The following is a 24,032-nucleotide window of genomic DNA, read 5'->3' on the forward strand; positions in this document are numbered from 1 at the left end:
CTCCACCCCCCGCGACGTCGCGGTCCTCGCGCGTCACTTCCCCATCCGAGGTGCCCTCGTGAGAATCAGAGCACTCTTAGCCGTATTCGCCACCGCTCTCAGCGGCCTGGCCTTCGTCCCCGACCCCGCGTCCGCCACCGAGCCGACCCCCCTCGCCGTGTCCTGGGAGGGACCGCTCAGCACCCGGGGTCGCTACATCGTGGACGCCACCGGCAACCGGTTCAAGCTGCGGTCCGGCAACTGGCACGGAGCCAGCGGCACCTGGACCGGCAGCGGCGACGACGAGGACCCCGCCAACAACTACGCGTCGGAGACCTCCCACCGGGTCCCGCTCGGCCTGGACCGCGTCCCGGTGAGCAAGCTGCTCGCGGACTTCCGCGCGCTCGGCGTCAACAGCATCCGGCTGCCGTTCTCCAACGAGATGATCAACGACGCGCGGCCCGTCACCGACGCCGGCGTGGCGGCCAACCCGCAACTGCGCGGCCTCACCCCGCTCCAGGTCTACGACAAGGTCGTCGAGGCACTCACCACCGACGGGTTCGCCGTCATCCTCAACAACCACACGACCACCACCCGCTGGTGCTGCGGCGTCGACGGCAACGAACGGTGGAACAGCAGCCAGAGCTCCCAGAAGTGGCTGGACGACTGGGTGTTCATGGCCCGGCGGTACCGGGCCAACAACCGAGTCGTCGGCGCCGACCTGCGCAACGAGGTGCGCCGGGATACCTGGGACAATCCCAACTGGGGCTGGGGCGACGACCACGACTGGGCCGCCGCCGCCCAGCGGGCGGGTGATCGCATCCTCACCGAGGCCAACCCGGAGCTCCTCATCATGATCGAGGGGATCAACTGGATGGGCATTCCGCTCGACGGAGTCTGGCACGACAGACCGATTCTCAAGCCGGTCAGGACCCTCTCGCAGACCCTCGTCCGCTCGCACAAGCTGGTCTACGCCGCGCACTTCTACGGCTACACCGGCCCGCAGCACACCGGCGCCGACGGCCTCGGCGAGACACACGACCCTCGCTACCGCGACCTGAGCCGCTCCAACCTGTTCGCGGTCATGCGCGACACCGCCACCTACGTGGCGACCACCCCGGACCGGCATTTCACCGCCCCTGTGTGGATCAGCGAGTTCGGCGTCGGCAAGTCCGCCACCGACCAGGACAAGGCCTGGTTCGCCAACATGGTCGACTTCCTCATCGACACCGACGTGGAATTCGCGTACTGGCCGATGGTCGGCTTCCAGGAAAACGACCAAGGAAACACCTGGGGCCTCGTCCGGTACGCCGCCAACGGCGGGCTGCGCAGCGTGCACGACACCGACGACTGGCGGAACCCGCACTGGCGTCGCCTTATGGCCGCGGCCGGGCACACCGGGCAGGTCAGCCCTGTCCGCACCTGGTCCATGCTGCAGGCCATCCACGACGACGCGAACCAGTCCGCGCGCATGCGGGCCCAGGGAGACTGGGACTCCGGAGCGCACAAACTGTCCTGCCCTGACGACCAGCGCCTGATCGGCATCAGCCAGAAGGGCCAGGGCGGCCTGTGCACCGACGCCGGATCGGCGGACCTGTGGGCCTCCGGCCCGGCAACCGTGGTGACCAGCGAGAACGTCACGACTGACTGGGCGTCAGGGTTCACCAAGTACCAGTGCCCCGCAGGCCAGTTCATGAACGGCTACAGTCTGCGGGGGGACCGGGTGTCGGCGGTCCTCTGCGCTCCCGGGCGGGTCCCGCTCGCCGGGGCCGGACGGACGCTGTGGGACGACCGGGGCGACAGCCGTCCCGCCTCTGGTGAGGGTGGTGACTACGCTTCCGGCTACCACAAGGCGCAGTGCGCGTCCGACGAGTACGCCGCCGGCATCGCGTTCTCCTCCCGTGTCGGACGCTATGGCACGCCTGACGCCCTGTACTGCCGAAAGCTCTGAAAGGCCGCAGTCTCTTGTCCGCTCTTCCCCCCTCCCTGCGGGCGGTGCTGGCCCGGCCGGCACCGCCCGGCGGGCTCGGCTCCCTCCAGCACGTCGTGTTCTTCATGCAGGAGAACCGCTCCTTCGACCACTATTTCGGGACACTGCGTGGAGTGCGCGGGTTCGGCGACCGCAACGCCATCACGCTGCCGGACGGCCGGACGGTTTTCGACCAGTCCGGAGTGCTCCCCTACCCGGTGCGCGCGGGGGCCGGCGACCGGAACCTGACCGAGGGCGACCTCCAGTATGTCGAGGGCGTCGACCATGAGTGGGACACGGGGCAGCGGACCCGGGGCGGCGGCTGGCACGACGGCTGGATCGCGGGCAAGGGGCCCGGCGCGATGGTCCACTTCGACCGGCGCGACCTGCCATTCCAGTTCGAGCTGGCCGACGCCTTCACCCTGTGCGACGCCTACCACTGCTCGATGTTCGGGCCGACGAACCCCAACCGGCTCTACCACTGGTCCGGGACCGTGGGGACCGAGCCGTCGGGGCGGCGCACCACCGGCAACGACGCTTGTGAGGAGGACACCCACCCCGGCTACACCCACACGTCCTATCCGGAGAGGCTGACGGCGGCGGGCCGTACCTGGCGGGTCTACCAGGAGTGGGACAACTACCAGTGCAATCCGCTGGACTACTTCGTCTCCTTCAAACAAGTCGCGCGCAGGGCCCTGGCGCACACGCCCCACCGAAACCTGCACTCCTTCTACACCTCGCTCGCCCGGCTCCCCGCGGCCGGGCGGCAGGAGATGCTCGCAGCGTTGCGGAAGGGGGTGGCGGAGCTGTCCCCCGCCGACCTCGACGCCTACGAGCGGGGGCTGTCCAGGGTCGAGCCGGGACGGCTCGTCGCGTCGTTCCGCGCGGACGTGGCCGAGGGACGGCTTCCGCAGGTCTCCTACATCGTCGCGCCGGAGGCGTACTCCGAGCATCCGGACCCCTCCAGCCCGGCCCACAGCGCCGACCTCGTCTACGACATCCTGGACGCGCTCGCCTCACACCCCTCGGTATGGGAGCGGACCGCGCTCTTCCTCACCTTCGACGAGAACGACGGCTTCTACGACCACGTGCCGCCGCCGCTGCCGCCGGAGGGCACCGAGGATGAGTTCATCGACGGGCTGCCGATCGGGCTCGGCTACCGGGTGCCGATGACGATCGTGTCGCCGTGGACGGCCGGAGGGCACGTCTGCTCGGAGGTGTTCGACCACACGTCCACGATCCGTTTCGTGGAACGCTGGCTCGGCGTCGCGGAGCCCAACATCACCCCGTGGCGCCGCCGCGTCGCCGGCGACCTCACCTCGGCCTTCGACTTCAACCCGCCCGCGTCCACCGCGGGGGCGAACGCCGGCGCGGTCGGGGAAGTGCCGCAGGCCGGTGCAGGGGTAGTCGTGCCACCGTTCCGGGTGCGCTGGCCTGCCACGCCGCCCGCAGTGGGGCGGCTCGCCACACAGGAGCCCGGCACCCGGCCGGCCCGGCCGCTGCCGTACCGGCCGGAGGCGTCCGCCGTCCTGGCAGGAGACGGGCTGATCGTCACCATGACCGACGTCGGGGAGCGGGGCAGCCATTTCGCCCTCTACCCATACGCCGGGGAGTTCGAATTCCCGCGCCAGTACGACGTGCTCGGCACGCAGACCCTCACCGTCCCCGTCAAGAGCGGCGCCTACCGGCTGGTTCTCACCGGCCCGAACGGGTTCCGGCGCGAGTTCGCCGGGTCGGACGCGGGCGCGGCCGCCGAAGTGGCGGTGTCCTCCCGCGGTGACGGACACCGGCTCACGGTGACGATCGCCAACCCGGGCCCTGCCCGGTTGTCGTTCACGCTCGAAGCGCTTGAGTACGGCGCCGGCCGGCAGAACGCGGCGGTGGCGCCCGGAGGGCGGACAGTCCTCTGCTGGGACACCACGTCAGGCTGGTACGACCTACAGCTGACCGTGGCCGAGGACCCGTCCTTTCACCGCCGGATCATGGGCCACCTCGAGGACGGCCAAATCAGTGTTTCCGGCTAGGCACCACGCTGCCGATCCTGGGCGCCGAACAGGATTGTCAATGGCCGCGAAGTCTCAAAAGACGTTGTCGAGGCCGCGTCTCTCGCTGGGACGTCTACTCAGGACAGCTGGCTCAGCTGGCCATGCCGTTCAGCGTGGAGACCTGGGCCATGCGCACGTTCGGCAGTTTGCCTCGCCAGAGCTCTCGCTCACCCGTGATCTTGAATCCGTAGCGTTGGTAGAAACGGATCGCCCGCTCGTTGTATTCGGTCACCCAGAGGTGTATCGGTGCGTCTCCCGCCCACGCGAGGAACTCGCTCATCAGCTCGTCTCCGATGCCTTGGCCTTGAGCTTCGTTCAGCAGATACATCGGCCCGAGGCTGACCATCTCATCCCGGCGACCGCAGAGAACACCGACGATCTCCGCCTCGGAGCGGACGACACGACAGAACAAGAGATCCGGCCACCGCTTCGCCTCCTCGATGAACTCTCGCCACTGGGCAACACCCTCCGCAGTAGCAGTGGAGCCACGGTGCTCGCGAATCCAATTCTCATCGATCCCCGCCTCTTCGTTGGGATACGTCTGGAGCCATGCCCTCAGAACCATCCGGCCCACGGCTTCAGCGTCGCCTGGATGGGGGGCTTCGATCAGACAGGTCATGGGGCCATTTTTCACGATCAGACCGGTCCGAAGATCTCTTTCTGGGCGATACGCGCACCCGAGGAGACCTGGGTGAAGACGGTGGGCGGGACGTAGTAGCCGCGCTCGGGCAAGTTGTAGGCGTCGGCGGCTACCGCGATTCCGCCCATGGGCAAACCGTGCTCGGTCCGTGCTCATCCGCCCCGGCACGCTGCGTCAGGGCACGTCACATCGGGATATCGAAATCAACCCGCCATGCCATCCAGGGCGGCGCCCACCGGGCGAGCGTCAAGATGAACAGCCCCGTCCCGCCGCGATTCCGGCGAGACGAAGCCGTTCTCCAATGTTGCGGGTGCAGCCGATCCCCATCGGACCGGGTGAACACGAAGCCGGCACCCTTCCACGTCTCCCCCGCGGCGAGCACTGACCAGCGCCTTACCGTCGGCTCCCGTGCAGACGCTGAGCCTCCTGATCACGACACGAAACCTCAGGCCAGCGCCACGCACGTCCTGCCAGTGGCGCTTGTGACAGATGGGCCAGCAGAACGGGCGACGCCAATGCGGGTTACGCGATACGTCAGGCGTGAGCTGCCACGGGGTACAGGGTACGGGGACTACTGGACGGGAACCTGGAGGTCGCGGAAAGTGGCGATCTTGACCTCCAGGGTCGCTGCGGAGTCCGGCAGGGCGAACAGGTCCCAGAACTCGCGAGTCTGGCCGGGCGCGAACTTCTCGGTGCCCAGCCGGACGCCGGAGACCTCGGTGCAAGCGCAGTAGGAGTCCACGCCGTCGTCCGTGGGGACCTGGAGGCGGCCGGGGAGGTATCGGCGGCGGGCGGCGACGTCGGTCAGGCGGACGTTGCTGGCGGCCTTGTACTTGTACGACTGCCAGTCCTGGCCCCATCCCAGCTCGTGGAACCACGCCTCGGCCGAGCCCGCATTACTGATCTTGTAAGTGAGCAGGCCCAGCCCCCCGGGCAGCCGCCGCAAACCGGTGATCTCCATAGAGAACGGCTGGCCCTCGGCCTTGCCGGTAACCTTCAGGTCCTCGGGAGCGAGAGTCTGGACGACGTCGGTGGCGGGGTCCGCGGGTCCGGCGGGCTTGGGCTTGGTGAAGGTGACCGTGACGCGGCGGTTACGGCGCTTGCCCTCGTCGGTGTCGTTGCCGTACAGCGGCCGGCGGGAGCCGTACCCCTTGGACTGGAAGCGGACCCCGTCCCTGGTGAGCACCGCCGACAAGGCGCGCTGCACCGCCTGGGCGCGGCGCAGCGACAGTGGGTCGTTGATGGCGTCGTTGCCGGAGGAGTCGGCGTGGCCCTCGACCTTCACCCCGGTGGCGGGTGAGGCGTCGATGAGCTTGGCCGTACGGGCCAGGACCGACCTGGCTCTGGGGGTGAGGGTTGCCTTGTCCACCGCGAACAGCACGTCGGAGGAGAGGCTGACCTGCAGGTCCTTGCCGTCGTCCGCGGTCTCCTCCGACTTGTCCAGGGATTCGGAAGGAAGGATGACGCGGCGGGTGACCGGGGTGACGGGCTCGGCGTCAGGGTCGGGGAAGTCGCCGGTCGGCGGGTCGTCGCTGATGGGGACGTTCGGCATCGGCGGGCCCACGGGGGTGACGACCGTGGTGGTGGCGGGGTTTCCCGAAGGGGCGGGCAGGACCGCGTAAACAGTGATGGACTTTCCGGGCTCGATGAAGAAGTCGAGGTCGTCGCGGTCCTGGTCGCTGCACAGGCAGGGGGAGTCGGCGGGCTGGTACGGCAGAATCCAGGTGCGGGCCTGCGCGTCGAGGACGCCGATGCCGGAGGCCCAATCCATCTTGCCGAGCTCGCGAGTGTGGTCGCCCATGTCGGCGGCCCAGGCCAGGTTCTTCTCAGTGCCGGTGTTGGACAGGCGGATCTGGACGACCAGGTGCTTGCCCTTGACGCGGTTGAGGCCGACGACCTCGAGCTTGAGGTTCTCGTTCTGGGTGCTGCGGGTTTCGGCCATGGCCGGGCGCGCGTCCTGGGTGGGTGCCGTGGTGGCCGGGTCACCGGGGGTGGGTGCGGTGGAGGCCGAGGCGCCGGAGGAGGGCGGGGGCTTGGACGGCAGGGGTGCGGCCTGCTTCATCGGCAGCATCCCGCACCCGGTCGCCGTGAGCGTGAGGGCGGCGGCCAGGGCCAGGATCCGGTTAGGCATGGCGGAGATCGCGCCATGCTCGAAATGTGGGAATTCCATCAGTCACGCACTTCGATGACGGCGGTGGCTTCGACCTCCACCAGCTGGTGGTCGTAGCCCAGTACCGCTACTCCGAGCAGCGTGCTGGGCACGTCATGCTCGCCCATGTACTCCCGGTAGACCTCCCACGCCGTCACCAGGTCCTCCTGCCGGGACGAAGCCACATAGACCGTCGTTTTGGTGACGTCGGTCAACGACGCGCCAGCCCCCTCCAACGCGGTCACGAGATTGCGCATCACCTGCTGGGTCTGTCCCGCGTAATCGCCGACCGCGACGGTCTCGCCGTTGAGATCGAGCGGGCACGCGCCCGCCACCCAGACAGAGCGCACTGGCGCGTCGGCGACCGCGGCGTAGGCATAATCGACCTTCGGCGTAAGCCGGTCGTTGCGGATCAATCTTACAGCTGTGCTCACGACCTGCTCCTCTATCGGAAATTCACTCTGCCAGCTCGGAGAGCGGCCCAGGATGGCGACGATCTCATCCAGACGTGATCCACCCGTCCACGCGACCTCTGGCGCGAAGGCCGCTCCGGGCGCGAGCCGCGCCTTTCCACTGGGTACGGCTTGCGCCACGTCGAGGGCGGCCTCCAGCAGTTCCGGCTCGAACTCGACCTCGACGCCCAAGGTCTTGGCAAGGTCCCACGAATGGACCACGTAGTCGATGAAGTGAAAACTGATCGCCTGCTCCGCGGGGAAGGCGTGCCCGCCGCCGAACTCGGGCAGCGGGAACTGGCGATCGAGGACGCCGTCTGCGGCGAAGGCCGCCAGGACCTGCTCGGCCGAGGCTTGGTAGGTGCCGACGGGGTCGTCTTCGAGGGACCGAAGCTTCCACCAGGCCAGATCGCCCTCGCCCCTGGAAGCCGCGGCGAAGCCGTAATGCTGTGTGGCCATGTGCGCGAGCAGGCCGTACAAGGTCCATCCGACGCAGGGCGTCGGGCGGGACAGGTCCGCCGTTCGCACCCGAGCCGCCAGTTCCATGCTGGTGCGCACTGCCTGCGCGTCAAGGGCGACGAAGTCACGCGCGGACATATTTATAAGCATGTACATATAATCTACATGTGCCTATTATATGTCAATTAGTATCTTTGGAGGCGTGACAGAGCGCCGCGATCTTGCCGCGATACTGCACCCCCTGGTGCAATCACTCGTCGCCGCAGAGCTGCCCGTGCTCGCGGCGCACGGGATCTCCATGTGGGGCTACGCCGTACTCGGCGCCCTGGATGACAGATCGGTCCGCACCCAGTCCGCCCTCGCGGAGGCGATCGGCGCCGACAAAACCCGCATCATCAGCACACTCGACAAACTCCAGCACGCCGGGCTGATCTCCCGCGAGCCGGATCCGGGCGACCGTCGCGCGCGGATCCTCGCGATCACCGACGAGGGTCGCAGGATCCGCAGATCGGTACGCGCCGTCATCCAGGCCAACGAGGACCGCCTGCTCGCCCGCCTGCCCGCGGCCGATCGTCAAGGCTTCCTGCGCGCCGTACAGATGCTGTCGGAGCTGTCGCGCGAGGACGTCGTCGGCCCGTCGTAGCGATCAGCCGGTGAGGTGCATGTTCGGCAGCCAGCCCCGCGTGGGGTCGTACTCGAGCCAGCGGCTGTTGTCGGCTTCCGCCACGAAGGCGCTTACCAGGCTGTCCAGCGTCGGATGGCTGTTGCCGCCGCGCCACAGGCCAAGAAACGCGAGTGGATGCTCGCTGGCTGCTCTTCGCCACGGTTTCGGCACATTGCCGGGCCTCCGGGGCCCCATTTGGGCCCGAATGTCGAGCCAGACCCGACAGACGATCTGCCTGTCTTCCTGGCGAGGGACCGTGCCCGCTGAATGGGCCGTCGTGCACAATCGCGGCGCCCGATCAGCTGGGCCGCTTCCATGTGCTCGATCCGGCGGCACGGGTATGTCTGGTGGACGCTCTTCCCGCTTCAGGAACGCCACTGCGGCGCCTATCGAACATGGCGCACGCTCGGCGTGCGCCCCAGGAGCCTCGGGCCAGGTCCAGGCTGTCCGTCTGAGATCGCGGGGGCGCGCGCGAGCCGCCGATCCCGGTGCAGGATGCTATCCCCACTACCGGATCTTGGAGGCGGACGTCCATGAACGAGCGCGGGCACCCGGCCCTCCGCGTGCTGGGCGGCGCGACGCTGACCCTCGCGGGGTTCGCGCTCCCCACGGCAGGGGTGTGGCTCGGCCACCACACCGGCACGTGGGGGCTCGGGGTGACCATGTGCACACTCGGCGGCGTCTTCCTGATCGCGGGCCCGGTCCTGCACGCGGCGACCCGGGAGGGGAAGGCACGGGCCGCGGTCGCGCTGCTGGCGCTGGGCATGCCGCTGTTGCTCCTCTACTGCGGGATGCTCAGGGACGAGCTCGCCTTCGGCGACCTGACCAGGTACGGCACGAGCGCCGTCTGCCCAGTCGTGAGCGCGAAGGCCATCACGGACGAAGCGGACGCCACAGGTGCCACGACCTACGACTACAAGCTGGCCTGCCCGGGGGGCGAGATCGAGCTCCGCGACGCCACCTTGACCGCCCCCGGCACGACGAAGGAGGTCCGCTACGACCCGGCGGGCCGCACCTCCGCGGTGATGACCGGCTGGGAGTACTACCACCACACCCAAAAACTGCCGGTGATGCCGTGGGTCCTGGCGGGACTGGTGGCGGCGACGGCGCTCTCGTGGGCGCTGGCTATCGCGTCCTCGCGCCCGGGCAGGCAGAGCGGCCCTGGTCTGGTCACTCGACCAGGACCGCCATAGTGGGTTACAGCATGGGGTGGGCTATGAAGAAGTCCCACGAGCCGGCCGTGGCGTCAGGCCCGAGCGGGTCGCCGAGCCTGCTGCACGAGCAGCCGCCCGGCCACTTGTGCCCGAGCCCTTCGACGAGGTGGGCCTCGATCACGCATCACTGGTCTTTGATGGACAAGGGCGAATGAGACTCCAGAAGACGCCGGTGGGCGAGATGCTCGTCTACTGCTTCATGGTCATCCTGCTCACTGGCTCCTTCCTCGCCTTCTTCTACACGCCGAGCGGCCGGGTCGTCTACGACGGCCCCTTCGGGCCGCTGCTGGGCATCGAGATGAGCGGGGCCTACGCCTCGACGCTGCGGCTCAGCTTCGAGGTGCGCGGCGGACTGTTCGTGCGGCAGCTCCACCAGTGGTCGTCGTTGATCTTCCTGGTGGGGCTCGTCCTGCGCGCGCTGCTCAGCCGCGCCGAACCACCGGCATCTCCTGGCGGGAGTTCCTACGCCTCCAAGCCAAGATGAGCAGGTGGTGCCGATGGAAGGCCGGATCGACTCCCGTTCTTCTCCGGCCACCACTCGTCGTTGTACCGCGAGGCGGTCAGCGTGGTGAACTCGCGCACCTCCTGGCGACGTCCGGCGAGGAGCGTTCGAAGGTGAAGGTCATCGGCCGACGCGTGACGGGACCGGGGACGCGCTCGGGCGAGCGGAGCCCCTCGGCCACAGGTAGATGCCGGGGCGGCGCCGTTCCAGCCGGAGGGAGCCGAGGGTGAAGCGGCAGACCTGCTCCTTGACCCAAGCGGCGACCCGCCCGGTGAGGACCAGGCCGAGCGGAGAGTCGTCGTGGCGGACCGTCTGGATCACGCCGTCGCGACGGCCGAGGCTGATGCACTGCATGAAGTACCTGAACCGGAACGCCCTGGGCGTACGGCCTGCGGCTCTGGCGTTGATGACGTCGGCGGCATGGGCCGCGATCGGCATGCCGACGGCGCACGACATGCGGGAGGCTCCCGCGCCCGGGATCTCGACGGCCGCAGCGTCGCCGACCACGTAGACGTCGGGGTGCGACACCGATCTCAGCGTGTCGTCGACGACGGCTCGGCCGTGTTCGTCGACCGCCAGACCGGACTCGGCCGCCAGCGGCGGCACGGTGAACGATCCTGCCCAGACCACGACGTCGGCCTGGATGTCTCCCTGGTTCGTGAGCAGCCGTCCCGGTTCGACGGCGGCGACCCGGGTGTCGAGGTGCGTGGTGACGCCGAGCCCGGTCAGTGCTCTGGCGATGTGGGCTCTGCCCTTGGCCGAGAGTCCTGGCCCCGGCTCCGTGCCGGTCACGAGGCCGACCCGCCACGAGGGGTAGGTCTCGGCCAGTTCCGCGGCCAGTTCGATGCCGGTCAGCCCGCCGCCGACGACGGCCAGGTCGCCGCTCCCGCCGTGCAGGCGGGCTCGTAGCTCGCCCGCCTTCTCGGGCGTGAAGGCGTGCTCGGCCACGCCGGGGAGGCTCACGTCGGTGCGGCTGCCGAGGGCGTAGACCAGCGTGTCGTAGCCGAACGCGCGCCCGTCGGCCGTGCGGACGAGCTTCGCCTCCAGGTCGAGGCCGCTCACCGTGGCGGTGACCGTGTCGATGCCGGTCCCACGCGTCAGCTCCGTCAGCGGCACGGTGATGCTCGGCCTGCCTGCGGCGAGTTCGTGCAGCCGGATGCGCTGGCTGAAGTGCCCGTCAGCGCTGATCAGGGTGACGCGATGGCTCCGGTCCAGCCGCAGCGCCGCCGTCGTTCCCGCGTATCCCGCTCCGATGACCACGATGTCCATATCCGCCTCCTCATGGGTGCCTGCAAGGGAGACGACGTGGCGAGGCGAAATGTGAGAGTGATCCGCGTCACAGATGGCGGAGCTTGTGCGGGTTCCGGACGACGTCGATCTCGGTGACGCGCCCGTCGGCCACGGTGAAGGCCAGCACGCTGTCCACCCCGCCGTCAGCGCCGCGGACCACCACGCCAGGAGCGCCGTTGACCTCGAGGAATTCGGCGGACATGCCGACGTACCAGCGCTCGACCACCCCCAGGAGCAGCCTGGCGACCTTCATGGCGCCGACGACCGGCACGAGCGCCACGGTGACGACGCCACCGCCGTCCGCCCGCCAGACGACATCGGGGTCGAGGACGGCCACCAGGGCGGGCAGGTCGCCGGTGGTGGCGGCCGCGGCGAAGGCCTCGACCACCTTCAGATGCGCCGAACGGTCGGACGTCCGTCGCGGCGCGTAGTCCTGCACCCGCCCGCGAGCCCGGGACGCCAGCTGCCTGACAGCATCGACGCTCCGCCCGAGAACGCGTGAGATCTCCTCGTACGGCAGCGCGAAGACGTCGTGGAGGACGAGCGAGGTGCGTTCGGCGGGAGTGAGCCGTTCCATGACCGCGAGGAGCGCCAGGCTGACCGAATCGTCCATGGCCACCCGCTCGTCCGGCCCGAGCTCCTTGACCACCGGTTCGGGAAGCCATTCGCCGACGTACGTCTCCCTTCTGGAACGGGCCGAGGTCAGGGAGTCGTAGCAGATCCTGCTCACCACCATGGTCAGGTAGGCGCGCTCGTCGTCGACCTCCCGCGCGTCGACCTGCCGCCATCGCAGCCACGTTTCCTGGACGGCGTCATCGGCGTCGACGGTCGTACCGAGGATCCGGTACGCGACACCCCACAGATGGCCACGATGGGCCTCGAACCCCTCCACGGCCCCCGACTCTATGCCCGCCCCCGCCCCCTGCGCCCGGCGGCGGGCGGCAAGATGGGGCCGTCGCTGTGCGTGCTGGCCCGCCGCGCGCTGGACGCCGCCGGACGCGACGCCGACCAGGTGTACGCCGTGTCCCGCTGGTCCGAGAGAGATCCTCAGCAGGGACCCATCCACCACCAGCCGCCGCTCAGGCGGGTGGTGGGGCAGACGAGCATGCCATAGGCGTTGAAGCTCCCGGTGGCCTCGCCCGTGAAATGCGCGTAGCCGACGGCGTCGTCGGGGATGCCGAGCCAATCGGGCAGGAACAGGACCGGTTGGCCGCCGCTGGTGCCGAGGGCGGAGACGCGGCAGTCGGCCGAGACGAAGCACAGGTGCGCCGGCAGTTCGGCGCCCAGGTAGCTGTGGATCTGCTGGGCGGGTAGCTTCCCTTCGTGGGCCAGGTCCGCTACCTGGGTAAAGGCGAAGCGCTCCAGGTGGAATCGGAGGGGGACGCGCAGTTCGGGGGCGAACTGCAGGGTGACAGGCGCGGCGAGGCCGGCGATCGTGAGCACCAGGCCGGTGGCGCAGGCAGCGATCCGGCGCCGCCGGACCAGGACCGTCATCATGGGCAGGTAGACGGCGAGCGCCACGAGGTAGGCGAGCGCCTCGGCCAGCGGGGCCAGCAGCCAGAGCGCGGTCACCAGGTGGCCGATGTGCAGCCCCACGGCCGACATCGCGACGGTCACAGAGCCCATGGCGGTCAGGAGCATCGTCGTGGGGAACCGTTGCCGGGAAGTCGTCACGGGCACACCGTAGGAGCTCGGCGTGCAGGGCCGGCCCGCCTTGTGTGGAGATCCTGTGAAGATCGGCTCAGGGGCGTCGCAGACGGCAACAGCACGCAGGGCCACACCATGTCCGTACTCGGCCTGACCGGCATCGAGGAGGACGTATACCGCTGCGCCCCCGACTGCACCCATCGCTCCATGATCGAGTTCATCCGCGGCATCCGAATACCGGTGAGCACGGTCTGGATACCAGCGCCTCCGTTGCACGTTGCTGCCTCTGTCTCCGCAGCATCGTGCCGCCCGTCGATCTTCAAATCGCCCGTCGCCCACGCCATCGTTGTGGGCAGGGCAGAACGCCCCAGTCCGGTGCGTTCCCGCATGTTTCTGGCGAGCGCCTCCGGCAGCAGCCACGCAGACAGAGGAGAGACATGCAGCAGTTAAGACAACCGTGGTGGGCCGACGCCGTCGGCCCACTCGACGAGGGTGACGAGGGGCACGTCTTCGGCGGCAGGGCCCCGGTCACCGCCACTCCGTATATCGTCGGCGCCGCCCCGCCGCAATCGTGCTGGCCTACGCGGCCGGTGCCCTCGTCGGCGACTCCCCCAGACAGCCGGATTAGGCGGGAACCCGCCGCCGAGCGGGAATGCAGGATCACCTTCGAAACATGAGGAGAACGTCGTGAGCGACACATCCTTCCTGTACCGACCGGGTGCCCTCACCGACATCGGGGTCGACGACCCGGAGGGTCGGGTGGCCGCCGTGCACGGCCCTGCCCTTGCCACGCCGGCCCTCGCGGCCGTCGGGGTCGGGGTGGCGATCTGCTACGCCATGCTGAATGCCTTCGAGGCCGGCAAGACCGGCGGCCCGCTCCACCCGCCGATGCCGGACTAACGACGCCCGGCGGTCAGGCGGCCGACGCCCTCCCGTCGGCGCGATCCGGGATCCGGACCGCATGCTGAACCGCTGCCCGCCGCCGGTCCGGCGGCACCGCGCCTGCGGGTGCCGATTAATCATCCGGCCAGGTCAAGCCGCATGATGGTACTCCTTGAGGATGCCGCCGAGTCGGCCACAGGTCCTGGCAGCGATCAACCGACTGCGCCGTGCAGTCGTCGGCCGCGTCCGGTGGCCGAGTCGGCGTCTGTGGCGGCCGGTGTGCGGCGTCCTGCGGTGAGGGCGCGTTGGTCGGCGAGGAACACACCGGCCGGCTGGTGCGGCTGCGCAGGACCTGCTGCTCAGCGATGGCCTCATTCACAACGCCACGCTCACTGGCTAAGGAACCTGTACACCACTCCCGTGGACGGTCTCCGAGAGCTCGGTGACGCCCCTGGCCTCGACAGGTATCGGGTGGCCACCGAGCTGCGTGTCGCACGCGAGGCCGTCACGCCAGAGACGGCGCTCCCGAACGGTCGGATGAGGCCGAGACGGCCTGGAGAGCCGCGAACTGCTCGAGATCGGCGCCGCGCCGGTACGCCCGGGTGACGACGGCCACCCTTCGTCCGAGTTCGCTCGCCGTACGCAGGTCGGTGGCAGGCGGCGCGATGTCCGGGCCGACGTCGCTGTCGGACTGGGCCATCGCCCCCAGCCAGCTGCCCAGCCGGTTGAGGTCCTCCACCGAACCGGTGGTGCTCGACCATCCACCGGACTGGGCGAGCCCGACCCAGATCATGCCGTGCTGGGCGGCGAGCATCGCCAGGTCGACCAGGGTGTTGAGCTTGTCGCCGCTCATGCAGCTGCTGTTGGTGAAGCCCGCCGCGACCTTGTCCCTCCAGCGCAGGTTGTCCTTCAGGACGGCGCTGGTCCCTTCCGCGAAGATCTTGAACCCCGCCGACGGGCTGCCCATGTAGGTGGGTGCGCCGAACACGATCGCGTCAGCGGCGTCAAGGCTCGACCACAGCGAGTCGTTGAGCTCGTTGACCGCCAGCAGTTCCACCGTCGTCCCTTCCACCTGCCTGGCGCCGTCGGCCACGGCCTCGGCCTGACGGGCGGTGTGCCCGTAGGCGCTGTGAAAGGCCACCGCGATCCGCACCTGAGCAGACTCGCCCCTGAGGTGATCGGTCCTGTCGAACATGCCATCCTCCTGATAGTTACGCATTGCTGGCTTTGTCTACTTGAACAGCCCGTACGATCCGACGACCTCGAGTGGCTCGGGGGCCGGGGCTTGGGGCTGATCAATCCAGTGGTTCCTGAGGTTCTCCTGGAATTCCCTACATGCCGCGATACCGGGCAGCGGGTTTTCGGCCCCTTCCGCGAGCTCCAGTAGCGCCAGGAAGGTCACACCGTCGGGAAGCTTGCAGTACGCGTACCGAACGCCCTCCGGGGCCTCGTGCGTAATAGCCGAGATCATCTTGTCGATGCCGGCCTCGACCGCGGGCACACTCTCTTCCCTGACTCGCGAACGCACCACGAACAGACTCACTTGACATCTTCTCCTTTTCGTCATCGACGGCTCTGTCGTTCGGCCGGCACCAAGGCAGCCGGGAACGCTCAGCTGTCGGCTTGGGTTACTGTGCCTCTCGCCCCGCTTCTGCTGGGGCCGAAGGCCTGTGCGGCGTCCGCCACTGCGAAGGCGCGCCCATCATCCGGTGCCTGGTGAACCCAGGGCCCGGCGAGCGACTTCGACCGGTTACACTCGTGGCTCTGCAGGTCAAAGGCACGGCACATGCCCCGGCCGGCAGGCGGCCACCTGCTCGATCATCGAGCCCAACCTCACTCCATCGGCTATGACGAAACGCGACGAGGAAAGGTGACCGATGGACGAGCATGATTTTCTGGCGGAACAATTCGAGGCCCATCGCGGCCACTTGCGGGCTGTTGCCTACCGGATGCTCGGCTCACTGAGCGACGCCGAGGACGCTGTCCAGGAATCCTGGCTACGGCTCAACCGCTCCGACGTCAGTGGTGTCGAGAACCTGGCGGGATGGCTGACGGCGGTCGTGGCGCGCGTCTGCCTCGACATGCTTCGCTCCCGCAAGGCACGACGCGACGAGCCCGTGGGGTGGAATGTTCCTGAACCGAGCACGAGCGGTCGCCAGACGGATCCGGAACACGAAGCGGTACTGGCCGACTCGGTCGGCCGCGCGCTGCTAGTGGTGCTGGAAAGGCTGCCGCCCGCAGAGCGGATCGCCTTCGTGCTGCACGACATGTTCGCCGTACCCTTTGACGAGATCGCGCCCATCGTGGGACGGTCACCCGTCACGACCAAGAAGCTCGCCAGTCGCGCCCGCCAACGGGTGAAAGGCACAGCCACAGTCACCGGCGCCGATCTCGCCTGGCACCGCCGGGTCGTCGAGGCCTTCCTCGCCGCCGCACGCGGCCGTGACATCGACGGGCTTCTCGCGGTTCTCGACCCGGGCGTCGTGCGCCGGGCCGACGCCGCCGCGCTGCCAGCGGGTGTACCGACAGAGATCCGCGGTGTGGAAGCCGTGGTGGAGGAGACGCTTCTCCTCGCGCAGCGTGCCCAGTTCGCAGAGTTGGCGCTCGTGAACGGAGCCCTGGGAATCGTCGTGGCCCCGCATGGACGACTTGTCCTCGCCCTCACCCTCACGTTCAAGGACGGGAAGATCGCCGAGTACGAAGTGATCGCCGACCCGGCGCGCCTCCACGAGCTCGACCTGGCTGTCCTCGACTCATGACGGCGGCCTCGGCCCGTCCCAAGGGACCGCCCAGGTAGCGACGCGACTACCGGGGCGTGGCCTTCGCCGCGCGCCTTCGACCTCGAAACCTTTCGATCGAGCGTTGGTGGTCCGCGAGCCGCGCATCTTGGTCGTGCACGCAGACGTCGAGGAGCATCTGGCGGTCGGCTGACACGAGACGGTGTCGCCGAAGATGCTCCTCGACCGGAGCCGCAGCGACTGAGGACTGAAGCGACGATCTCGTACTCGCGGCCGGATAGCGGGGCGGCCGGCTCGGCAAAGTCGGCAGGATGTCGGGCGCGTCGGTGGCGGCCTTCGCCGGACTTTCGGCTTCTCAGGCAGGGACAACCGGAAGATCCGGCACGTGAATGAGCGCATGGTTGCGTTTCGGTGAGTCACGAATTCTCGGTGGACAGCAGACGGCCCAGCGTGTCCAGACCGTGGTGGAGCCGGCGGAAATAGGTGGCCCGGCTGATGTGGAGCTGTCGGGCGAGTTGCTGGTGCGTCCGCGGTCGCCCCAGGTAGTAGTGCCGCAGGATCCACCCCGCCTCGGCGTCCTCCGGTGAGTCGCCGTCCTCCAGGGTGCGCACGGCATCCCGCAGCCATTCCTGGAGGTCCTTCACTGTCGCCGTGCGTGCGCAGGACAGCAGCGGGCTGTCCGCCAGTCTGGCCTGGTCACGGATGTGGGCCAGGGCCCAGCCCACATCCCGGCCCGTTGAGCCCAGGGAGCCGACCCCGTCCAGGACCGGGACGAGCCGCTCCACCCAGTCGGGTAGCGCGTCATGGCCGAAATCCTGGGAACCACGCCGACGCCGGTGGTCACCCTGCGGGCGACAAGTCATGCCGCCGGCGTTCACACGAACCTCGGTGTACTCGTCCAGGACTGATCGAAGGGTGCGTTCGTCCGTAGATCAGCATGCGGTCGGCACATTCGGCTCGTACGGTGCGCACCCAGCGTTCGGCGTAGCGATTGGCTCGAGGCGTCGGCGGCGGCGTCTTCACCACCGTGATGCCCTCGCTGGTGAAGGTCTCATCGAAGGCGGCGGTGAACTTGGTGTCCCGGTCACGAATGAGGAAGTGGAACGAGCCGGCCCTCTCCCCCGAGGTCCATGAGCAGATGCCGGTGGGGTTGGCGGATAGATCCAGGAGCGTTTGATCAGACGGCGGTGCCAGGCCAGCAAAGTTCCCGGGGTGACCAGGCGATGAGCCCGCAGCATCGTCGTCAGGAAGCGGGCCAACGCTGACAGGAGCGCGCGATCAGCCCATGGGTGCCGCCGTTTTCGCTTTCCCGCATGAGGGTTTCGGGGGGTGCGGACCACCGGAAAGATCATGGGGCGGTCAACGCAGGCAAGCTGACCCATGAGGTGGTTCTTGACGCGATCGCCGACCATGAGGGCAGGGAAGCGGCGCCCGGTTGGCTGAGTCGGCTCCGAAGCGGTCATACAGCCCGTAACGCGCTAGCGCGGTGTCATGTCGTCGCTCGCCCCGGAACACGCACGGATCATCTCCGGGGTGAGCTGCGTCCCCGGCACCGCCCGTAGCACGCCATGCAGCTCAGCCGAGGCGGCTAGCTCACGCAGCGTGTCCGGAAGATCCCTGGCCTCGACGCCTTCCTTGATCTGGTCGATGGTCTCTGGACGCGATTCCAGGTGATCGGCTAGCTCGGGCCACCGGATGCGCAGCAGCGTCCACAGCGCGAGGCTGTCGGTCGGAACCACGCTGCCTTCCAGTACTCGCACGGCACGCGAGACCGTATAGGTGTTGACGAACCTCTTCATCGCGCGTGGATTGCTGTGCAGCAGCCTGGAGAACTTCGCGAGGGCGTGGTGTGAGATGTCCTGGACGTCGGCGTCGAGGATCCGTTCGATCGCCTGCGACGCCACCGCCTGCCGCACCTCAGGATCGGCTCGCGCGAGGGTCTCCAGCACCTCGGTCTCGTCGCTGCTGCGGGCGAGCTCGGCCCGCACCTGCTGGGCGGTGGCGGCCGAGGGCGGTGCGACGCTTGTGCCGAGCAGCCTGCCGAAGTACAGGTCGCGGCTGGCCGTGCCAAGTCTGGGTATCGGCACGCTGAGCTGGAACAACTTGTCCAAGAACAGATACCCGAGCGGCCGTCCCGGCTCCGCCACGGCCGACTTGAACGTCTCGTACGCGTCCTCGTACGCGCAGCGCAGCCAGACCCCGTCCATGGCGACCACGAAGCTTGGCGCGCAATGCACCGGCCGCCTCCAGCGCTCCGGAACGTCCCGCAGCAACGTCTGGACGGAATCGAGGAAGTTCACCACGTAACCGGCGTTGCAGCGGTCGAGGTCCTCGACCAAGACGACGATCGGCCGGTCGGCATGCCGTACCAGCCAGGCGATGTGCTCGGCGACCTCGTTCATGGGATCGGTGTGCGACTCCTCGAAGGAACGGGCTCTTCGTGCCGATCCCCACATCACGTACCTGCTGACCACAACTCCTGCCGTCCACAGCCCGCCCACGGCTCCCACCACCGCAGTGATGGTCTTGAGCGTGGGCTCGAGCCCATGTGTGGTGACGGTTCCCGAGCTGAACAACACGCCCGCGAGCACCGCCGCCCCGACCAGCAGCAGCCCCGACAGCACCTGCGCGGCGCCGTCACGGTGGATGCGCGCGAAGAGCTCCCTGACCCGGAACCAGGGGCGTCGCCAGCGCGGGCGGCCGGCGATGACCGCCTTGCGGACGGCGGTCAGGAGCGCCCACCACGGCGGCTCGATCCGCACATGCCGCCACGTGTCGAAGAACACGACGAGCGAGTCATCCCACAGTTCCCTGGCGAGCAGCTTCAGCAACGTGCTTTTGCCCGTTCCCCACGATCCGTCCACATGCACCAGGAACGACGAGTCGGGGGTGTCGGCCCTGGCCTGGCGCAGGTGTGTGGCGAGCACCTTGGCCAGAGCAGCACGCTTGAGCATGTCGTCGTCAGTTGGAGCATCGCTCACCCACTGCGTACGCTCCCGCGCTCCGGCGCCTCCGCGGGTGTTCTGGGGTGGAGTCATTGGCTCTCGTATGACTACGGTGCCAAGATGCGGCCACGTTTCCATCAGCGAGGCGAGGGGACGCATGAACCCGAGGCTGCGCTCCCTGTCCGCTGCGACAACGATGCCGAGCAGAGTTCCGCTTTCGGTGTCGAAGACCGGCCCTCCCGAATATCCGGCATCAAGTCCGGAGCCCTCCAACTGCATGAGCCCGTTCGGCAGACCACCCACCGTGCGCATCGACGTCCAACGTCCATCGTCATACCCGCGGGGGAATCCATAGGTGATTACCTGGAGGCCCACTGGCGCGTCGGAAGCGAAGCCAAGGGGCTGGATGTCTGGAGGCAGGACGGCCCCATCCAGCCGGAGAACCGCGAGATCCCCCTTGCCCAGAGGCTCACCGGGTGCGGACCAGAAGTGAACCTGCGCCCGCACAGGCCCGGTATCGAGAAACGGGAACTCCGCCGTCACCGCCTCGACCGGCTGCTCCTGCCCGAGGACATGCGCACACGTCAACACGAGGTCAGCGGCGACGAGCACACCGGCCCCCACGGGTCGTCCCTCGTCATCGAGGACCTTGGCGATCTGCGCAGCGGACGTTGGCTCGGATGCGCTCACTGCCATATCGTCCCATGATCAGCTCGCCATGGACCTTGAGATGGGGGCGAGCCAGAGAACCTAGCGTCCGGCACAGGTCCTCGACCTGCGGCGCGGTGTTCGAACCGCAATCAGGTCCACAACAAACACCCCATCAACGGCGTGTATCACTGAAAGGGTCGCCCGCCATATGAGCTGTGGTTACTCCCTGAAGCCGTATTCCTTCGCGAGTACCGACCCACGGCCCTGCGCGGCAACTGGTCGCTACCGAGCCAGAGCCGCCACTCGACCTTGATCCGTGCTTCCTTCTCGGCGGGCTTCCCATTCAGAGAGAAGGGAAACCGACGCACGCCTTGGCTTTGGGAGTCGGCGGTGGGGGTTGCGCGTTGCTGGATGGCAACCAGTCCAAGTGATGCCCTGCTCCGAGGTGGACGAGGCCAGCAGTCCTTGGAGGGTCCACCAGCAGGCGGGCTCATCCCGTCCCATGCTGCTCTGGCCATCATGTCCAACATGCGATTTTCTGCTGTCGCCAGCTTCGTCACGCTCATGGAATGGGCCGCCGGACAGCAAAGCCTCCCGTCTCAACCGAGACGGGAGGCTTTCTTTGTCTATTGGCGGGATGGCAATCACCATCACGTGGGTACGAGGCACATCGAAGATTGCGACAACGTCACAGAGCGCGTCGCAAGAATCTATTGCCCAAGTAGTGCCGCTCTCGGGCAGGGGGCTTTTCAATGGCCAGAACCCAACATAGACAATCCCGATTCCAGTCCCATCACTGGGCGGGAGTTGTAGGAACTCTCCTAATGGCGGCGGCCGTTATCGGCTTCTTGTTGGACCGCAATCAGCTTCTTGCCGGCGGTCTTCTTCTCGTGGGCGCATTCCTCTTGTGCGTCTGCATCTTTGCACCGAGGATGGTAGGCGAACAGAAGGTAAGCCTAAACCAGTTTTGTATGATGCTCGCTAGAAGCAATCAAATCTCAGCAGAAGCGGAGCGTGCAGATATTGAACTGAGGGCTCAGGAAACCACAGTAATCGAGGATATCACAGCATGAGCCGAATCTTGTTGTCCAGTACCGCAAAACAGCGCCTACTGGAGGAGGGGAAGGATATTCGTAACGTTGTCGAGGCGATCCGCGAAGCTGTTACCTCTCCGGAGAGCATCAGCGTGCCCGTTCCAGGTAGAGACGATTGGGATGCGACCGTTGCTTCGGAGGGATACCTGGTCGTTCACCGTAAACTTACGGAGGAAGAAGCTCGTCGCTACGGTGAACCACGCGATACATATCTCATCGCCAGCATCATGGATAGTTCGGATATTGCAAGCATGGTCCCCGCGCTCGAGTAGCCCCCCCGAAGAGGGGAACAGCACTCACGCGTCATCTCAGGTCAGTAGAGCTTGAGCGACTCTAAGTAGTCATTCATGGCAGGCAAGTACGGTTGGCGCGTACTCGCCTCACCAGTATTCACGGGTCTTCAGGCATGTCAGTCATGTCAGGTGCACTGCCTCGGTACCACCGGCCTGAGCGGGCGGTGGCCGCAAGCCCTCGCCGAACTGATCAACCAGTGCGCGCAAGAGGCAAGGCAAGTAAGGAGCCCTGGGGTTCGCCCGGGTAAGTGTTGCCGCTGGTGATGTCTTTCCGGGGGTAGCGCCACTGGCCGTTCGGTTGCTGCTCAAGCTCCCGAGGCAAAGAGCCGGCTCACGTTGTCGCCGGTGAGCGCGGTCGCCGTGACCCTCCTCACCACATGGCACGCAGACGCGAAAACGCGTTGCCGTAGATGCTCTCGAAACGTATGGTTTTGCGCTCGTGATCACAGTGGTGGAGCGAGTCCTTCCTGCCCGGCTGGGGACAGGATTCCGATGGTTGCTGGCCTCCAGCTGGCTGACAAATCTCGGTGATGGGGTCGCGGCCGCGGCGGGCCCGCTGCTGATCGCGACGTTGACTCGCGACCCGCTGATGATTTCGCTGTCGGCCCTGGTGGGCTGGGCGCCGCCGCTGCTGTTCAGCCTGTACGCGGGCGTGCTGTCGGATCGGTACAACCGGCGCAGGATCGTGCTCGTCGCGAACGTGGTGCGGGCCGTGGTGCTGGCGGCGCTCGTCGCGCTCATGGTGACCGGCACCGTGACCGTGGCGACGGCGCTGGTGGCGCTCACGCTCCGATCCATCGCCGAGGTGTTCGCCGACAACGCGACGGCCACGCTGACTCCCATGATGGTCAGCAAGGACGATCTCGTCATCGCCAACGCCCGCTTGGGCACGGGGTTCATCACGCTCAATCAGCTCGCCGGGCCGCCGATCGGCGCGGCACTGTTCGGCCTGGGCTTGACCTGGCCGTTCGCGGGCCAGCTGCTCCTGGTGGTGGCGGGGATCGTCCTGGTCTCCCGGATCACGTTGCCGCCGCACGGCCGACAGGCCGACGATCTCATGCCTAACACCGTACGGGAACTGATCGCCGGGTTCAGCTGGACAATCCAGCACGCGGCGGTCCGCACGCTGGCGCTCACAATCCTGATCTTCAACTTCACATTCGGCGCGGCCTGGTCGGTTCTCGTCCTCTACACCCAGGAGCAGCTCGGCCTCGGCGCCCTGGGCTTCGGTCTGATGACCACCATCGGCGGGATCGGCGGCTTGATCGGCACCGGCCTGTACGGGGCCATCACCCGCAGGGTGAGCCTCGGCGCCCTGATGCGGATCGGACTCATCATCGAAACGTTCACTCACCTGGGCTTGGCCCTGACCCATTCGCCGTGGGTCGCCGGGGCCATCTTCCTGGCCTTCGGCGCGCACGCGTTCATTTGGGGCACGACCTCGGTCACCGTCCGCCAGCGCGCGGTCCCGCGCGAACTGCAGGGCCGAGTGGGCAGCGTCAACGCCGTCTGCGTCTACGCCGGTCTGGTGGTCGGCTCGTTGATCGGCGGTGTCCTGGCCACCCGCCTCGGTGTCGCAGCGCCCTTCTGGTTCGCCTTCGCTGGCTCCGCGGTGTTCGTGGTGCTGCTGTGGCGGCAGCTCATGCTCATCGCCCACGACGACTGAGATGTTCGGTGGATGTGAACGCTCGATCTGGTCGACGACACCGCGACTCCGCGCCTGACCGTGCGCCAGGAGATCGCCGTCGACATGACCGCGGTGGCCGACATCAGTCGCGTCTTCATCGAGCAGTTGCGGACGGCCGGGCGCGAAGTGCTCGTCAACGCGGCCAGCATGGCCGCCTACCAGCCCAACCCGCGCATGGCGCTCTACGGCGCCACCGAGGCGTTCGTGCTCAGCCTCACCGAGGCGCTGTGGAGGAGTCACGCGGCACCGGCCTGCGCGTGATGGCCCTGTCTCCAGGCACCACCGGGACCACGTTCCACATCGGACGGACGAGGAGGAGGCAGCGCCCGCCGATATCCGGCCCGCCGCCTTCTTTCACTCTTCGCTGTCGTAGGCGCGCAGCTCGCGGCGCGCCTGGTGACGGCTGCGTCGGCGCTCTTCCCGTCGGAAGTGGTACCACTCCTGACTCCCACCCCTGGTGCCGGAACCGAACACGTAGAAGGTGGGGGCACCCCAGTGGCAGCCGCCCTTGCGGTAGCCCAGGGACGCGCTCTCGGCGGTGATCTCGTCCGGCAGCGTGCACGGCCCGAACCGATGATCATGCACGGGCAGGCAGGTCACCATCGGCGAGTCTGCCATCCGCACCCACCAGGGCCGGGTCTTGTCGGTCTTGCTCATACGGTCACCTTTCGGCTCCGTGACGCCCCAGGATGGGGCCGTCATGGGACCGGGTGCATCGTGATCACCTCCGAT

23 protein-coding genes and 2 pseudogenes are annotated in these 24,032 nt (G+C 67.8%); 10 read left to right on the plus strand and 15 right to left on the minus strand.

The window, feature by feature from the left end; translation table 11 throughout:
* The first annotated feature begins 58 nt into the window (after positions 1–58).
* Together AB0B45_RS31880 and AB0B45_RS31885 are read left to right on the plus strand one after the other, a co-directional pair.
* On the plus strand, positions 59–1,930 hold the full coding sequence (locus tag AB0B45_RS31880; RefSeq protein WP_358138171.1) for a cellulase family glycosylhydrolase: 1,872 nt from the start codon (positions 59–61) through the stop codon (positions 1,928–1,930).
* A gap of 14 nt (positions 1,931–1,944) precedes the next feature.
* Positions 1,945–3,972 carry a phosphocholine-specific phospholipase C gene (locus AB0B45_RS31885; protein WP_358138173.1) on the plus strand — a complete coding sequence of 676 codons (2,028 nt, stop codon included), beginning with the start codon at positions 1,945–1,947 and terminating at the stop codon, positions 3,970–3,972.
* 112 nt (positions 3,973–4,084) lie between these two features.
* Here the strand turns inward: AB0B45_RS31885 and AB0B45_RS31890 are convergent, their stop codons facing one another.
* The 5 genes and pseudogenes from AB0B45_RS31890 to AB0B45_RS31910 form a co-directional block, all read right to left on the minus strand.
* Positions 4,085–4,612, minus strand: a complete 528-nt coding sequence (locus tag AB0B45_RS31890) for a GNAT family N-acetyltransferase (RefSeq protein ID WP_358138175.1) — start codon at positions 4,610–4,612, stop codon at positions 4,085–4,087.
* Positions 4,613–4,632: 20 nt separating this feature from the next.
* Positions 4,633–4,725, minus strand: a pseudogene (locus AB0B45_RS31895) (aldehyde dehydrogenase family protein); the annotation flags it as partial.
* Between the two features lie 479 nt (positions 4,726–5,204).
* Positions 5,205–6,764 carry an OmpA family protein gene (locus AB0B45_RS31900; protein ID WP_358138177.1) on the minus strand — a complete coding sequence of 520 codons (1,560 nt, stop codon included), beginning with the start codon at positions 6,762–6,764 and terminating at the stop codon, positions 5,205–5,207.
* A 38-nt stretch (positions 6,765–6,802) separates the two neighbouring features.
* The gene (locus AB0B45_RS31905; RefSeq protein ID WP_358138276.1) at positions 6,803–7,216 is read right to left on the minus strand and encodes a RidA family protein; all 414 of its coding nucleotides are present in this window, start codon (positions 7,214–7,216) and stop codon (positions 6,803–6,805) included.
* Between the two features lie 54 nt (positions 7,217–7,270).
* Positions 7,271–7,849, minus strand: a pseudogene (locus AB0B45_RS31910) (TIGR03086 family metal-binding protein); the annotation flags it as partial.
* 46 nt (positions 7,850–7,895) lie between these two features.
* Here AB0B45_RS31910 and AB0B45_RS31915 point away from each other — a divergent pair.
* Positions 7,896–8,336 (plus strand): MarR family transcriptional regulator, encoded by a 441-nt coding sequence (locus tag AB0B45_RS31915; protein ID WP_358138179.1) that lies wholly within the window; start codon positions 7,896–7,898, stop codon positions 8,334–8,336.
* Between the two features lie 3 nt (positions 8,337–8,339).
* Here AB0B45_RS31915 and AB0B45_RS31920 read toward each other — a convergent pair whose 3' ends face one another.
* Positions 8,340–8,528, minus strand: coding sequence for a hypothetical protein (locus AB0B45_RS31920; protein ID WP_358138180.1), 189 nt, complete (start codon positions 8,526–8,528; stop codon positions 8,340–8,342).
* Between the two features lie 362 nt (positions 8,529–8,890).
* Here AB0B45_RS31920 and AB0B45_RS31925 point away from each other — a divergent pair, with 362 nt between their 5' ends.
* Positions 8,891–9,550, plus strand: coding sequence for a hypothetical protein (locus AB0B45_RS31925; RefSeq protein ID WP_358138182.1), 660 nt, complete (start codon positions 8,891–8,893; stop codon positions 9,548–9,550).
* A 4-nt stretch (positions 9,551–9,554) separates the two neighbouring features.
* Here AB0B45_RS31925 and AB0B45_RS31930 read toward each other — a convergent pair whose 3' ends face one another.
* Positions 9,555–9,692, minus strand: a complete 138-nt coding sequence (locus AB0B45_RS31930) for a hypothetical protein (protein WP_358138184.1) — start codon at positions 9,690–9,692, stop codon at positions 9,555–9,557.
* Between the two features lie 30 nt (positions 9,693–9,722).
* Between AB0B45_RS31930 and AB0B45_RS31935 the strand changes: the two genes are divergently transcribed.
* Positions 9,723–10,055, plus strand: coding sequence for a hypothetical protein (locus tag AB0B45_RS31935; protein WP_358138186.1), 333 nt, complete (start codon positions 9,723–9,725; stop codon positions 10,053–10,055).
* Positions 10,056–10,193: 138 nt separating this feature from the next.
* Here AB0B45_RS31935 and AB0B45_RS31940 read toward each other — a convergent pair whose 3' ends face one another.
* The 3 genes from AB0B45_RS31940 to AB0B45_RS31950 form a co-directional block, all read right to left on the minus strand.
* Positions 10,194–11,342, minus strand: a complete 1,149-nt coding sequence (locus tag AB0B45_RS31940; RefSeq protein ID WP_358138188.1) for an FAD-dependent oxidoreductase — start codon at positions 11,340–11,342, stop codon at positions 10,194–10,196.
* A gap of 67 nt (positions 11,343–11,409) precedes the next feature.
* On the minus strand, positions 11,410–12,255 hold the full coding sequence (gene sigJ, locus AB0B45_RS31945; RefSeq protein WP_358138189.1) for an RNA polymerase sigma factor SigJ: 846 nt from the start codon (positions 12,253–12,255) through the stop codon (positions 11,410–11,412).
* A gap of 155 nt (positions 12,256–12,410) precedes the next feature.
* Entirely contained in the window at positions 12,411–13,037 is a 627-nt protein-coding gene (locus tag AB0B45_RS31950) for a hypothetical protein (RefSeq protein WP_358138190.1), read from the minus strand.
* Between the two features lie 660 nt (positions 13,038–13,697).
* On the opposite strand from AB0B45_RS31950, the gene AB0B45_RS31955 reads away from it, so the two are divergent.
* Positions 13,698–13,910 (plus strand): hypothetical protein, encoded by a 213-nt coding sequence (locus AB0B45_RS31955; protein WP_358138192.1) that lies wholly within the window; start codon positions 13,698–13,700, stop codon positions 13,908–13,910.
* A gap of 487 nt (positions 13,911–14,397) precedes the next feature.
* Here AB0B45_RS31955 and AB0B45_RS31960 read toward each other — a convergent pair whose 3' ends face one another.
* A complete protein-coding gene (locus AB0B45_RS31960; protein WP_358138193.1) occupies positions 14,398–15,087 on the minus strand; it encodes a flavodoxin family protein in 690 nt (229 codons plus the stop codon).
* 36 nt (positions 15,088–15,123) lie between these two features.
* Positions 15,124–15,435: a hypothetical protein gene (locus AB0B45_RS31965; protein WP_358138195.1), complete on the minus strand. Its 312-nt coding sequence runs from the start codon at positions 15,433–15,435 to the stop codon at positions 15,124–15,126.
* Positions 15,436–15,769: 334 nt separating this feature from the next.
* Here AB0B45_RS31965 and AB0B45_RS31970 point away from each other — a divergent pair, with 334 nt between their 5' ends.
* The gene (locus AB0B45_RS31970; RefSeq protein ID WP_358138196.1) at positions 15,770–16,651 is read left to right on the plus strand and encodes a sigma-70 family RNA polymerase sigma factor; all 882 of its coding nucleotides are present in this window, start codon (positions 15,770–15,772) and stop codon (positions 16,649–16,651) included.
* A 395-nt stretch (positions 16,652–17,046) separates the two neighbouring features.
* Here AB0B45_RS31970 and AB0B45_RS31975 read toward each other — a convergent pair whose 3' ends face one another.
* Both AB0B45_RS31975 and AB0B45_RS31980 read right to left on the minus strand, forming a co-directional pair.
* Positions 17,047–17,415, minus strand: coding sequence for a hypothetical protein (locus AB0B45_RS31975; protein WP_358138198.1), 369 nt, complete (start codon positions 17,413–17,415; stop codon positions 17,047–17,049).
* Positions 17,416–18,108: 693 nt separating this feature from the next.
* Positions 18,109–20,265, minus strand: a complete 2,157-nt coding sequence (locus AB0B45_RS31980) for a P-loop NTPase fold protein (protein ID WP_358138200.1) — start codon at positions 20,263–20,265, stop codon at positions 18,109–18,111.
* A gap of 1,030 nt (positions 20,266–21,295) precedes the next feature.
* On the opposite strand from AB0B45_RS31980, the gene AB0B45_RS31985 reads away from it, so the two are divergent.
* From AB0B45_RS31985 to AB0B45_RS31995, 3 genes are all read left to right on the plus strand, one after another.
* A complete protein-coding gene (locus tag AB0B45_RS31985) occupies positions 21,296–21,592 on the plus strand; it encodes a hypothetical protein (protein WP_358138202.1) in 297 nt (98 codons plus the stop codon).
* Positions 21,593–22,052: 460 nt separating this feature from the next.
* Positions 22,053–23,279, plus strand: coding sequence for an MFS transporter (locus AB0B45_RS31990; RefSeq protein WP_358138204.1), 1,227 nt, complete (start codon positions 22,053–22,055; stop codon positions 23,277–23,279).
* Positions 23,280–23,339: 60 nt separating this feature from the next.
* Complete coding sequence (locus AB0B45_RS31995) at positions 23,340–23,561, plus strand: SDR family NAD(P)-dependent oxidoreductase (RefSeq protein WP_358138205.1); 222 nt, start codon at positions 23,340–23,342, stop codon at positions 23,559–23,561.
* 93 nt (positions 23,562–23,654) lie between these two features.
* On the opposite strand, the gene AB0B45_RS32000 is transcribed toward AB0B45_RS31995, so the two are convergent.
* Positions 23,655–23,957, minus strand: coding sequence for a hypothetical protein (locus AB0B45_RS32000; protein WP_358138207.1), 303 nt, complete (start codon positions 23,955–23,957; stop codon positions 23,655–23,657).
* Positions 23,958–24,032: the final 75 nt, after the last annotated feature.

This window comes from Nonomuraea sp. NPDC049152 (assembly GCF_040648355.1).
In the GTDB taxonomy this organism is placed as follows: Bacteria; Actinomycetota; Actinomycetes; order Streptosporangiales; family Streptosporangiaceae; genus Nonomuraea.